Annotated in this window: 4 protein-coding genes; 1 reads left to right on the forward strand and 3 read right to left on the reverse strand. The window is 61.3% G+C overall.

Annotation, left to right across the window (positions count from 1 at the left end; genetic code table 11):
* Nucleotides 1-43: 43 nt before the first annotated feature.
* From ptcA to ACOQOT_RS14135, 3 genes are all read right to left on the reverse strand, one after another.
* On the reverse strand, nucleotides 44-1,054 hold the full coding sequence (gene ptcA, locus ACOQOT_RS14125) for a putrescine carbamoyltransferase (RefSeq protein WP_420559829.1): 1,011 nt from the start codon (nucleotides 1,052-1,054) through the stop codon (nucleotides 44-46).
* Nucleotides 1,055-1,260: 206 nt separating this feature from the next.
* The gene (locus ACOQOT_RS14130) at nucleotides 1,261-3,069 is read right to left on the reverse strand and encodes a ShlB/FhaC/HecB family hemolysin secretion/activation protein (protein WP_420559830.1); all 1,809 of its coding nucleotides are present in this window, start codon (nucleotides 3,067-3,069) and stop codon (nucleotides 1,261-1,263) included.
* A gap of 5 nt (nucleotides 3,070-3,074) precedes the next feature.
* On the reverse strand, nucleotides 3,075-12,356 hold the full coding sequence (locus ACOQOT_RS14135) for a beta strand repeat-containing protein (protein ID WP_420559831.1): 9,282 nt from the start codon (nucleotides 12,354-12,356) through the stop codon (nucleotides 3,075-3,077).
* A 283-nt stretch (nucleotides 12,357-12,639) separates the two neighbouring features.
* Between ACOQOT_RS14135 and ACOQOT_RS14140 the strand changes: the two genes are divergently transcribed.
* Nucleotides 12,640-13,578: a LysR family transcriptional regulator gene (locus ACOQOT_RS14140; protein WP_420559832.1), complete on the forward strand. Its 939-nt coding sequence runs from the start codon at nucleotides 12,640-12,642 to the stop codon at nucleotides 13,576-13,578.
* The last annotated feature ends 122 nt before the right edge of the window (nucleotides 13,579-13,700 follow it).

Consider the following 13,700-nt stretch of genomic DNA (forward strand, 5'->3'; position numbering starts at 1 on the left):
CCATGACGGCCGTTCAGCGGCGATACGCCTCGCGCTTGGAGCTCTAAGAGCCCGACGCCAGAAACGCCTCGATTTCGCCCTTGTGATGCGCAACGAGCTCGGGCGAGGGATGCTTCAGACGGGGATAAACCAGCCAGACGAGAATGCCTTTCTCGGTATGCAGCCGGTTTTCCGCCTGATCGAAAATGATGGATTGCGGCCCGTCCAGCACCTCATCGGTGGCTTCCACCCCGCGCGAGGCGGGCAGGCAATGCATCACCTTGGCAGAGGGCGGCGCCTTGGCGAGCAGCGCGCTATTGACCTGATAGGCCGGCATGAAGGCCGCGCGCCGGTCCGGAATTTCGTCCTCCTGACCGACCCACCACCAAAGGTCCGTATAAATGAAATCCGCCTTGGCGACGGCGGCCACCGGATCGTCCGTCACGGTGAGCGTGCCGCCCGAGGTCTCGCAGTTTTTCCGGGCGATCGCCTGCCAGTCTTCCGGCGCTTGATAGGCTTTGGGCGCGGCATGGGTGAAATGCATGCCCATCCGCGTGCAAATCCACATCAAAGAGGAGCAGACATTGGTGGCATCGCCCACAAACGTGACATGCAGGTCTTCGAGCTTCTTACCCTTGGGCGCATGCTCCATCATCGTGAAGACATCGCAAAGAACCTGTGTGGGGTGATTGTAATCCGTCAGCCCGTTGATGACGGGCACCGTCGCATCCTTTGCCAGCGCCACCACCGTTTCATGCTTCAACGTGCGCGCCTCGATCACATCGACCATGCGCGAGATGACGCGCGCCGTGTCGCTGAGCGATTCCCGCGCGCCAAGATGAATCTCGCCGGGCTTGAGATAAAGCGCATGCCCGCCAAGCTTCGTCATCGCTACTTCGAAGGAAATGCGGGTGCGTGTCGAGGGTTCCTCGAAAAGCATGCCGAGAGACGCGCCTTGCAGCAGCTTCGGGCACGCCCCTTCCTTGTCGGCAATTTTGAGAAGCCGCACGAGTTCGATGATCTCAAGCAGCGTTTCTTTCGGAAAATCCTGCGTTGCGATGAAATGTTTCACCATAATCCGTCTCCGGCCTGACTTGCGTTACCCACCCCGATCACAGCAGGGAACACCTGCGCGGCCGGGCATGCATTGATGCAGGTCAGTTCACGCCGGCAGGCCCTGCGCCTTTCCTGTCGCAGGGTTTCGTGACATTCCGGTTATGCCCTGAATGGGGCGGCGTTTCACCGTCAACGGATTGGGAGAATTGTCCTCTTGAGGGCGTGTCAGTAGCTCAGCGTCACCGACACCGTGCCGAGCTGGCCCTTTTCCGCCGCGCCCGGCAGCTCGCGCAATTGCCAGCCATAATCGAAACGCACGGAAAGATAGCGGTCCAGCACATAGCGCGCGCCGACCCCGGCGCTCTCCAGAGTGGCGGTTTGCGGCGTGCCGGGCTGGGCATCCCGGTCCCGCAGATAGCCATAATCCCAGAAGGCGACAAGCTGGCCGCGGTCGCTGAGACCATCCGCCAGATTGCCGAGCACGGGAAAGGCGGGAGAGCGCAGTTCGCTGGAAAGAAGCGCGCCGGTTGCCCGGTTGACGGCGCGTTCTTCATAGCCGCGCACACTGTCCACACCGCCGCCGCCAAGCTGCTCGCTGGCGATAAGGTTGCCGTCCGCCCATTGGCCTTTGGCGCGCAGCACCCAGCTTGCATCATAGGGAAGCTGCGTGACCCGCGTCAGCTCCAGCGTGTCGTAAAGATATTCGGAATCGGCGAAAGCCGCGCCCGACGCGGCAAAAGCCTGATCGGTATTGTGGCTGTTCAAATTGCCGGGGCTATAGACGAACGAATTGGTGAGCGCCGTCTGGCCATATTCATCCGCCGCGCTTGCCTCATAGGTCAGAAGGAACTGATCGACATTCGTCGTATTGGCGAAAACCTGGGTGCCGCCGAAGGCGAGGTTGTTATTGGTCGATTTATGATCGAAGCCGAGACTGACGCTGTGGCTTGCAAAGGAAAGGGAAGGCAGCGGACGGCGGTAGCGCGCGCTGAGCTGATAGGAACGCCCTTCCTGCCCGAAGAAGGGACCGAGATTGGGCACCTGCTTCACATGCGAGCCGAAAATCTGCAGCGTATCGAACCAGGGAAGCGGCGCGGTATAAGTGAACGCATGGGCGATGAAACGCGGATCGTCCGACTGGCCCGCCGGGCGCTCACGCTCATGCAGAACATCGCCGCTCGTGGTGATCTGATAGGACAGCTGATGGCCGAGCCAGAAGGCATTACCCCAGTTGAACCCCGTGCTCCAGCGGTCCCTGTCCGTCACCGGCGTACCGGTATTGTCGTAGCTTGCATAAACGCGTAGCGGAAAGCGGTCTTTGGCTTTCAGCTCGATATCCGTCGCGCCGGGGCTCGCGCCCGGTTTCAGCACCGCATTTACCTGGCGGAATGGGTTGGCGTTGAGATGATTGATGCCGCGCTTCAGCTTTTCCGTCTCGATGGGCGAGCCGGGCTGAAGGCCGAGCCCCTCCCGGTAAAGCCCTTCGGCGAACCATTCATTGCCGCGCACCTCGACCGCGCCGAGCCTGAATTCCGTCACCAGCACTTGCACGCTGCCTTCGGTCACATCCTGCGGAGGAAAGGACACATCGACGAAAGGCCGGCCCGCTGCGCGGTATGCCTCGATCACCGCGCGGGAAATGGCATTGAGGTCCCCTTCATGCAGCGGCCTGCCGAGGAAAGGCTGCAGCGCCGCTGCGGCGCGTTCCACATCGCCTGCCTCCAGGCCCTTGCCGGAAATACCGGAAACCTGCGTTCCTTCTTCTGCAATCATTGCAGGATCGGCGACAAGCGCGATGCCTTTCAGTTCCGGCAAAAGAAGCGTGCCGGTGCCGGGCTTGGCCGAAGGCAGAGCCGGGGCCGGCGTCTCGATCTCCCCGCCCCCTTCCATGGCAGGCGGTTCCTGGGGCGCGATCCGCTCGAAATCTTCCTGCGCGGAAACCGGCGTGACCAAAGCAAAGCCGAAACCCGCCGCAAGAACGGCGGGTCCGGTGAGGCGGCCGATAAGACCGCGCCGCTTATCCCCCAACATCATCCCCCTCATTGTACGGCCGTTGATGCAAGGCCGTTTTGCGGCAAGGGCCGCAGATCCTGCACACTGATCGTCGTTGTCGTGGTCAGACGGCCCGGAGCACCGCTGAGGAAGTTCCAATCATCTTCCTCCTCGTCCCCGCTCCCAGTACCGATGGAGGCCGTGGTCAGCGCATCCGGGCCCGGCACATTGCTGCCGCCCGTATTAACGAAAAGCGGCAACGACCAGAAACCGCCCGAGCTTTCACCCGACCCCACCGGCTGGTCTTCCGGCCGCCAGGTGGCGTTCAGCGTCGTCGGCTCGACCGAAACGATGTTTGCCTCAGGCGGCAACACCGGCATCTGCGTCACGGTGAGCTGCCCATCCACATAGGAGATGAGGTAGTTGGAAAGCCCGGAGCCCGTGGCATTGCTTGCCTGGATGAGATAGGTGCCGGGTGTAGCGCCCTCGCCCGTACCGGGGCTTGAAAGCGCAACGCCGCTGATGCTGTCTCCCGCCACAAGACCGTTCACGAAATAGGAGGAGAGGAGGAGTGTATCGCCTTCCTGTTTCTCCGCATCCGCCGCGGTAATGGTCAGGGCTTTCGGCGTGATGGTGAAATCGGCACCGGTAAAGCTGACCGTGTAGTTGCCGCCGGCAGAAAGCGTGCCCTGGCCGATGGAGTAAGGACCGCCCGCCACCGTCTCACCCGCCGCGCGGGAAAGCGCGCCGGTAAAGATGGAAGCATCGTCCCCATTGGTAAGCCCCGTCACGCTAAAGGTCAGCGTGGGGTCGGCTTGCCCGTATATTTTGGAGAGCGCATCTGCGCTCACCGTCAGGCTCGCCGGGGTAATCGTCAGACCGGCGCCCGTGAAATCGATCACGTAGTTGCCGCCCGCCGATAGCGTGCCCTGGCCGATGGAGTAAGGGCTGCCCGCCACATCTTCACCCGCGGCCCGCGAAAGAGCGCCGCTAAAGAGCGCGGATGTATCGCCGCCGACAAAGCCTGAGAACCCGTAAGTGAAAGCCGGGTCCGCCTGACCATAGACCTTGGTGACCCCGTTCGCGCTCACCGAGAGCGTGGCAGGGGTGATCGAAGCGCTGGAGGATGCCGTGGGCGAAAGCGTGTAGTTCGAGGCGTCGGCACCGGAAAGCGAAAGCCCCGTCACGTTTACGGGCTTACCTGTCCCCGCATTCGCATTCGTAAAGGCAAAACTGCCCGTCCCCGCCGCGCTCACGGCATCGCCGCCGACGATCCCGGTCAGACCGAGAACCGTGCCCGTTGCCGCCGTCGTGCCGTCATAGACTTTGTCATTGGCGGACACATTTACAGTCAGAGCTTTCGGCGTAATGGTGAAGTCCGCGCCGGTGAAGCTGATCGCATAATTGCTGCCAGCAGAAAGCGTGCCTTGGCCGATGGCGTAAGGACCGCCTGCCACCGTTTCACCTGCCGCGCGGGCAAGCGTGCCGCTGAAGAGCGCGGACGTATCGCCGCTCACAAAGCCGGAAAAGCCATAAGTGAGCGTGGGATCGCTTGCCCCATAAACCTTCGAGCGGGCATTGGCCGTCACGTTCAGCGTGGCGGGCGTGACCGTGAAATCGGCGCCCGTAAAGCTGATCGTATAATTGCTGCCGGCAGAAAGCGTGCCCTGACCAATGGCGTAAGGACCACCCGCCACCGTTTCACCGGCTGCCCGCGCAAGGGCGCCGCTAAAGACGGAAGCCGTATCGCCGTTCACGAGACCCGTTTGGGTGAAGGTAAGCGACGGGTCCGCCGCGCCGTAGATTTTCGAGAGCGCATTGGCCGTCACATTGAGCGCCGCGGGTGTGATGGTGAAATTCGCGCCCGTAAAGTCGATGATGTAATTGCCGCCCGCCGAAAGCGTGCCTTGGCCGATGGCATAAGGACCGCCAGCAACGGTCTCACCGCCAGCCCGTGCAAGGGCGCCGGTAAAGAGCGCGGACGTGTCGCCGCCCACAAAACCGGAGAAGCCATAAGTGAGCGTAGGATCGCTTGCCCCATAGACCTTCGAGCGGACATCGGCCGTCACCGACAAGGTGGCAGGCGTAATGGCCGCGCTCGAGGAGCTATTGGGCGAAAGCGTGTAGTTCGAGGCATCGGCGCCGGAAAGCGCAAGGCCCGTCACATTCACCGATTTGCCGCTCCCCACATTTGCATTGGTAAAGGCAAACGTACCCGAGCCTGCCGCCGTCACGTCATCTCCGCCGACAATACCCGTCAGCGCGCCGATCGTGCCGGTGGCCGACACCGTGCCGTCATAGGTTTTGTCATTGGCCGAAACGGCGACAGTGAGTGTTTTCGGCGTAATAGTGAAATCCGCGCCGGTGAAGCTGATCGTATAGTTGCTGCCCGCGCCAATCGTGCCTTGCGTAATGGCGTAAGGCCCGCCCGCCACGGTTTCCCCCGCCGCGCGCGTAAGGGCACCGGTAATGACGGAAGCATCGTCCCCGTTCACAAGGCCCGAATGGGTAAAGGTCAATCCTGGGTCCGCTGCGCCATAGATTTTCGAGAGTGCATTGGCGGTGACGTTGAGGCTTGCGGGCGTGATGGAGAAATTCGCGCCCGTGAAGTTGATCGTATAGTTGCTGCCTGCCCCAAGTGTGCCCTGGCTGATCGCGTAGGGGCCGCCCGCAACCGTTTCTCCTGCAGCGCGGGTGAGCGCGCCGCTGAAAATAGAGGCCGTATCGCCGTTCACCAGACCCGAATGGTTGTAAGTGAGCGTGGGATCGGCCGCGCCATAGGTTTTGGAAAGCGCATTCGCCGTCACCGAAAGCGTGGCCGGGGTGACGGTCAGCCCGTTTACCAGCGGCACATAGGTAATCGAATAATTCGACGCGCTGCCCGAACCGAAAACGGCATTGGAAGCAAAGATGTCATAGCTGCCGGCATTCGCGCCCGCCGCTGTGCCCGCGCTGGTGAGCGTGACGCTGGAAATGCTGTCGCCGAACTGAAGGCCCGTGGCGGTGAAATCGGCAAGCGAGATCGTCTGGCCATACACCTTGCTTGCGGCATCGGGGGTAATGTTCAGCGTTACCGATGCCGGATCGATGGTCAGCGTGCCGGTATGGGTGATGTCGTAACCGAACTGACCCGAGTAATGCCCTTTGATGGCATAGGTCCCGGCATTCACCACACTGGAAAGATTATCCCCCAGCGTGCCCTGCACCGCGCCCGGCGCACCGGAATAGGTTGCCGTATAGCCGCCGCTATAAGCAGAACCGTCATAGGTCTTGGAGACGTTATTCGCGGCGACTGTGAAACTGTCGAGGAAACCGCGCAGCAGCGGCGCAGTGTAGCCGTCATAAATGCGCCAGATGGCGCCGGTGCCGCCTTCATCGTCAATATCCCAGCCTGCGCCGGAGAACGTGGAAAGATCCTGGAGTTGCGCCGTGGTGAGGCCGGCAATGCCGGATGCATCGCCTGCACCCGTGCCTTTCGCATTTGCAACGCCGGAGGTTTGAGCATTCCAGAACGAGTTTGAGATGGTGCCGTTCCTGAAATCCCCGACAAAGCCGCCCAGATAGGGCGTCGGATCGGCACCGATGATCGAGGCCGTGCCTGTTGCATAGGTGTTGGCGATCGCAGCAAAACTTTGCGTGAGCCCAATGAACCCGCCGACATAAGACGCCCCTTCGACATTGCCGGTCGCATAGGAGTTCGAAATCGGGGTTGCGGTGTTCAGGCCGACAAGACCGCCCGCAATGATGCCATTGGTAGAGACATTGCCCGTGGCAAAGGACTGCTGAATGCTGCCGCCGCTGGTTTCACCGACAAGGCCGCCGACATTCTGCCCGTCCGGACTGACCCGCGTTCCTTGCGAGGACACATCCCCCGTCGCATAGGAAAGCGTGATTGTACGGGTGTTGGTTCCCACCAGGCCGCCGACGCCGCGCGCATTATCAAGGCCCGTCACCCTACCCGTCGCGCCGGAAGCGGTGATCGTCCCGTCGTTCCACCCGGCAAGACCGCCAATGGCAACGTCATGCCCCGTCACATCCATGGACGAGACGACATTCGTTATGGTGCCCCTGTTAACGCCCACAAGACTTGCGGTATAGACGTCCCCGGTCACCGAGCCGCCGGAAAGGATCAGATTGCTGACCGCGCCGCCCGTGCCGATTTCCCCGAAAAGCGCGCTCTTGTCGGCGCCCCTTCCATCGATGACGAGACCTGAGATCGTGTGGCCCGCGCCGTCGAGTTCGCCCGTGAAAGCGGTGTTCCGGCCAATGGGGCTGAAGCCCGCGCCGCCATTCCAGCTGGCGGCGGCGGAGGCGTCGATATCATTCGCGAGCACGTGATGCTTGGTGAGCATGGACAACATGCCCGCGGAGCCGATGCCCTGGAGGCCGTAAATGTCGGCGATCTGGTAGGGCGTGGCGGACAGGCCATTGCCGCCCAAGGCCCGGATAAAGGTGCCGCCCGTGATGCGGAAATCATCTGCCGCAAAAGAAGGGAGCGTGCCGGTCTGGCTCCAGATACCGCCCTGCAATTCGAAGCGGCCGAGATCGACGGTGGGCGGCGTGTAGAGGCCGATGCTGCCGTTTGCATCGAGCACAAGGTCCCCGATACCATTGCCGATGTCGCCGACCATGACAACGAGATTGCCGCCACTGTGCAAGGTCAGGCGGTGGCTGTTATCGAGCCATTCGATATCCGAGCTTTGCAGCGACGCGCTGCTTGCGCCGCTCAAGGTCACATCACCCGCCGTGCCGATCGTCACGCCATTCACGCCCGTCACATACAATGAGCCGCCGGCATCGAGCAGCACGTTCCCGGCGGACCCTGCCGTCAGGCTCGGCCCATAAAGCCTGAGACTGCCCGTGGTGGACATATTGCCGTCGAGGATGAAGTTGCCGGGGCCCGTGTAGAATTCCAGCGCGCCGGTAACGTCCAAATTCGACGCTGTGGGCGTGATGAAATCGAGATCCGTGTCGCTATAACTGCCAAGCGCGGTGCCCATATCACCGAGCGCGCTGCTCAGGGAGCCGCTATTCGTGCGCACAGAGAAAGTGTCATCCTTGACCGTCAGCCCGTAATAGGTGCCGGAAAGAACATTGGAAAAGGAGGCTCCATCTTGCGGCAGATCGTCGAGGAAACCGATCACCCCGGACGGGTCGATCTGGCTTGCATCATAGACCTGATAGAACGCGCCGTTCGCCCCCGTGCTCAGTTGATCGAGCAGCGCGCCATTGTTGAGAATGCTGACGGCCCCGCCGGCAAGCGCCGCGCCGCCAATCGTCGCCGTGCCTTTGACCGCGACGGGCGCGGAGGCAAAACGCCATTTGAAATAAGGATAAAGGCCAGCCCCGCCGCCCCAGACCGTGCTGCTGAAGCCGGAGGGCAAAGAGGACTGCATCTGCGATGTCGACCGCCCCATCCCCTCGCCCGACGTTGTCCCCGCCGTATCCTGGTCATAATAGCCGTTGGTAATGGTGCCGATATTATAGCGAGTAAGCCCTCCTGGATTTCCCGTGACACGCCCCCGCGCATAGACATTCGTCAGGGTGCCGCGGTTCCCCCCGGCAAAGCCGCCAGCGAAGTTTGGCGCATGCACATGGCCCGTCGCATAGGCATCGGTAATGACACCGCCGATCTCATTGACGCCCACCAGCCCCCCCGCGCTCGAGCCGGTTGAACTGACATCACCGGCAGCGAAAGACTCCGTGATCGTCCCGCTGTTGTGGCCCACGAGCCCGCCGATAAAATTACTGTTCCCGGTTACCGAAGCCGAGGCATAGCTCCGGTGCACAAGCCCGCCTGTATCGACAAAACCTGCAAGCGAACCAGTGTCCCCGTTGCCCGTAATAGCGCCGCCGACCAGGCCGATATTGCTCACGCTGCCGCTAAGGTTGCGGAAAAGACCTGCGCCGTTAAGCCCCGGACGGTTGATCTGAAGACCCGAAATGACATGATCCGCGCCGTTGAGCGTGCCCGAAAAAGCGGTGCCTCTGCCGATAGGGTTGAACCCTTCGCCGGCATTCCAGCCCGCCGTGCCCGACGCATCGATGTCGTTCGCAAGCACAAAGTGACTGGCGAGCATGCCCGCGGAGGCAAGGCCCTGAAGCCCGTAAACATCGCTGATCTGATAGGGCGTTCCCGAAGTGCCGTCCCCGCCCGCTGCGCGGATGAAGGTGCCGCCCGTGATGCGGAAATCATCCGCCGCAAAAGAAGGAAGCGTGCCCGTCTGCTCCCAGGTGCCGCCCTGAAGCTCGAAACGGCTGACATCGACCGCGACGGGCGAAGAGATATCGGCAACACCGCCCACATCCAGCGTGAAGTGTCCCTGGCCATTCCCAAGCGCGCCGGAATAAAGCACGAACGTCGTGTCCCCGCCCGAACGCACGGTCAGATTGCTATCGCCAAGCCAGGTAATGTCTTCACCGAAAATATTCACCGCACCCCCGGTGCTAGCGAACACCACATCGCCGCCGTTTCCGATGGTGATACCGTTCGTGCCGTTCAAAAACAAAAAGCTGCCCGCTTGGAGCGTCACATCGCCCGCCGTCCCGGCAATCAGCCCGCCGGCCTGCAGATCCAGGTAGGTGCTCGCCGTGATATTGCCATCCAGCGTGAAGTCGCCGCTCACCCCTGGCAACAGCGTGAGACCGCCCGTCACATCAAGATTGTTACCGGCAACGGAGATGAAATCGAGATCGCTATCGCTATAGCCCCCGAGCGCAGTATTGAAGCCGGCAAGGAGACCGCTGAGAGAAGATTGCGGCGCGCTTGCATAGAAGCGGTCATTTTCAACATAAACCAAATAGGACTGACCAAAGAGCCCGCCTGCATAGGCAGCGCCCGTATCGGCCACATCATCCAAGAAGCCGATGACACCTGTGGAGCCGATCTCACTTGGATCATAGAGCTTGTAGAAACGGCCATCCGCACCGGTGATCTGCAGTTTGCCCAGCAGCGCGCCGTTGCTCAGTATGCTGACAGTTCCCGTCTGCGGCAAACCATTGATCGTTGCCGTACCCTGAACGGCAACAGGGGCGGACGACCAGCGCCATTTGAAATAGGGGTATAGACGGTCGCCGCTGCCCCAAACCGTGCTGCTGAAGCCGGATGGCAAGGCAGACTGCAGCTGCGACGTTGTCCGGTAAGTGCCGGCGCCGCTATTCGTGCCGGTGGTCGGGCCATCATAATAGCCGTTGGTCACGGTGCCGGAGTTACTGCCCGTCAACCCTCCCTCGGCGGCGCCAACGCGCGCCGTCACATGCCCTGTCGCATAGACATTGTTCAGAGTACCCAAGTTCGTCCCGGCAATGCCGCCGACATAAAGGTTCCCCTCAACGATGCCTGACGCATAGGAATCCTGAATCAGCCCGGCAGTAGAATTTTGACCGACAAGGCCGCCCGCACTGGTGTTAGAGGTCGCGATCAGCACGTTGCCGGAGGCGAAGGATTCGGTGATGGCGCCGTGATTGGTCCCCGCCAGGCCGCCCGCAAAGGCGCCATTGGTCGTTATATCGGCCGTCGAATAGGAGCGATGGATGAGGCCGGTGCCCTGTATCTCACCGGCAATACCGCCTGCGTAAGCCAGGCCCTCAATGCTGCCGCCGACAATACCGGTATTACGCACCGTGCCCGCGAGATAAGAAAAGAGGCCGACATAGTTCGTGCTTGGGCGGTTGATATAGAGATCGGAAATGGTGTGACCGAAACCGTCCAGGGTCCCCGAGAAAACACTGCCGCCCGGGGCATACCCCGCGCCGGCATTCCAGCCGGATGTGGCAGAGGCATCGATATCCACCGCCAGCGCGTAATTGCCGGAAAGGTTGCTCTGTATATTCTGCAGATCGGTCACGTCATGGATAAGCGTATAGGCCGTGCCGTTGAGCAAGAGACTGGCGCCCGCGCCGGAAAGCGTGAGGGAGCCTGCATTGACGATATGCTCGCCGCCGAAGATGAGCTCAACACCGGAGGTGTTGCCGCTCGCCGTCACATCGGCATTGAACTCGATATTGCGCACCGCATCGAGCGTCAGCGTGGTGTTGGCGCTCCAGGTGATGTCGTCATTGATGAAGATGTCGCCATTACCCGAACTGCCGCCATTGTCGCTGTCGAGCGTCACATTGGTGCCGGAGAGGTTCGCGGAAACGGTGGCGCCCGTAACGTCGCCGCCGGATGCGGCAACGGTCAGATCGTTCGGGTCAATAAGCCAGGTGCCGGTCTCGCCGTCTTCGGCCAGCGTGACAACGCGCGCCGTGTCTGCAATATCGATTTCCTTGCCGGAGGTCTCGACGAAACCGCCAGCCGCGCCCTTACCGCCTTTTGCCTCTGCCGTGCCGGAGAAGGACATGTGCCGGTCCGCGATGAGAACGGCCTCGCCGCCATTTTTGCCTTCCGTCTCGGCGGAAACGTCTACATGACCTGAAAGCGCGATGTCCTTGGCCTCGACATCGATTGAACCGCCCGAGCCATCCGCATTTTTCGCTTCGATGGTGCCGGAGATTTCCGCCGTGCCGGAGGCGGTCAGAAGCACGCGCCCATTGCGTACCGTGCTGCCCGTTGCGCGGATAACGCCGTCGGTATTGCCTGCAAGCGCGTAGACATTGCCGTTCGCCGCGGCAAGCTGCACTTCGGCGGCCGTTACCGCCCCTTCATTCGTCACATTACCTTCCGGCCCCGCGCCCTGAATGAAAACGCGCTGGCCCGTGCCTTCAGTCTGCAAAAGCACGTCGCCTGCCGCTGCAAGCGAGGCCTCGCCCGCCGCCTCGATACTGCCGGTATTGGTGACGGCGCGGCCGATCAGCACCACATCGCCTTTCTGCGAGACGATGCGGCCTGCATTCACCACATCGCCCTCAGAGGCGCCGGCAAAGCGCATGGCATCGCCATCCATGAAATCTTCATTGGCAATGTCGCGGGTGGAGGCAACGAAAGACCCGCCGGTTACGACTTCCCCGCCAGGACCCACAACGATACCGTTCGGGTTGATGAGGAAGGCCGAGCCCGTTGCCGTCAAAAGCCCGTCGAGGCGTGAGAGGTCCGTGCCGGTTACGCGGTTTAGCGTCGCCCCGGCGCCATTGTCGATCGAGACGCTGTTACCTGCGCCAATGGAAAAGCCCTGCCACTCGATAATCCCGGCCATCGAGCTTTGCGTGATCGTGGCACTGACGCCGTTTGCCTGGATCGTGCCCGCGCCGGCAACGAACTGGCCGCCTGTGGGAAGCGCATCTGCCGCAAGCGCCGGAACGCCGTAGCCGCTCGCGAGGATCGTTGCCCCAAGCAAGGCCCGGCGCGTTGCCCAGCGGCCTTTTTTGATAACCGGCATCTTGGAAGCCATGACGATCCCCTCTCGCATACACAAACTCTCTTGAGAGGAAGAAACAGAAAAAACCGTCAAGAATCCAGAGTTTTATTTATATTTTGGTAATTATATACATTAAATCATCAGGTGATTACGAAGCTATTCAGACGGTGTTCTTGTATTTACTTCATGAATACATTTATTCATGAAATGAATGAATACGCATCTGGGGCTGCGCTTCGCACGAACCTGTGTTAATGAACATGCCCGTTTCAGTGAGGATCGCGCTCACCCGGCAGCGCTGGATGCAGGAAGGCCGATGAATATTCGCCAGCTCGATCTCAACCTGCTCCTTGTCTTCGATGCGGTGTACCGGGAGCGCTCCATCAGCGCGGCAGCCCGCAAGCTCGATCTTTCCCAGCCTGCCGTCTCCAACGCGCTGCGCCGGCTGCGCAAATTCACCGGCGACACGCTCTTCTTCCGCTCCGGCAATGAGATGATGCCGACGCGCACGGCCAACGCGCTGGCCATTCCCGTTTCCCACGCGCTTTCGACGGTGGAGGAAAGCCTTTCTTCCCTGCGCGCCTTCGATCCGCGCACCTCGACCCGCGTTTTCCGCCTCGGCATCAATGATTTCATGCGCGTTACGCTGGTGCCCGCGCTTTCCAATCTCCTGGAACAGGAAGCGCCGAATGTGCGTCTGGAATTTAATAGGGAAACGCCGAGCCCGCCCGTGCTGCTTGAAGCACTGCGGCGCGGCGAGACGGACCTCTCCTTCATGCCGCTTGCCACCGTGGCGGGCGAGAAGGACATCGTTTTCAGCCTGGTCAATACCGATACGCTGACGATGATTGCCCGCGTCGGCCATCCGATTCTCGAGGACGGGCCGCCCGTCTCCGTAGAAGCCTTGTCCAAAGCCCGCCATGTCACGACCAGCAATGCTCCGGCCTTGCGGGCGATGGCCGAGGCGGCTTTCGCCGAAAATGGCGTCGAGCGCGACATTGCCTGCGTGCTGCCGGACACCGTGACGATCCCGGCTATCGTTGAGATGACCGATTATCTGGGCGTTGTCGGCAAAAGCTTTCTCCAGCGCCACCAGCGCGACCATGCGATTGCCGAACTGAAACTTCCCTTTACCTTTCCGGAGATCAAGGCAGGGCTCGTCTGGGCCAAAAGCGCCGAAGAAGATCAGGGCCTGAAATGGCTGCGCGAGAAAGCGGAAGGCATTCTGCATAGCGCCGTAAGGGTGGGAGAATAGAAACCTGCCCCTCTCCTTCGTCATGCTCGGGCTTGACCCGAGCATCCACTCAGCATTGCCCCAACCGCGACTTCAGAATGGGCCCTCGGGTCAAGCCCTAGGGTGACGAGGCAGGACGGTCC

The organism is Tepidicaulis sp. (assembly GCF_965222285.1).
Taxonomy (GTDB): Bacteria; Pseudomonadota; Alphaproteobacteria; order Parvibaculales; family Parvibaculaceae; genus Tepidicaulis.

Excerpts from the sequence above, each read along its gene's own strand:
- ptcA (WP_420559829.1), bottom strand. The coding sequence starts at position 1,054 with ATGGTGAAACATTTCATCGCAACGCAGGATTTTCCGAAAGAAACGCTG.
- ACOQOT_RS14135 (WP_420559831.1), bottom strand. The coding sequence starts at position 12,356 with ATGGCTTCCAAGATGCCGGTTATCAAAAAAGGCCGCTGGGCAACGCGC.
- ACOQOT_RS14140 (WP_420559832.1), top strand. The coding sequence starts at position 12,640 with ATGAATATTCGCCAGCTCGATCTCAACCTGCTCCTTGTCTTCGATGCG.
- ACOQOT_RS14130 (WP_420559830.1), bottom strand. The coding sequence starts at position 3,069 with ATGATGTTGGGGGATAAGCGGCGCGGTCTTATCGGCCGCCTCACCGGA.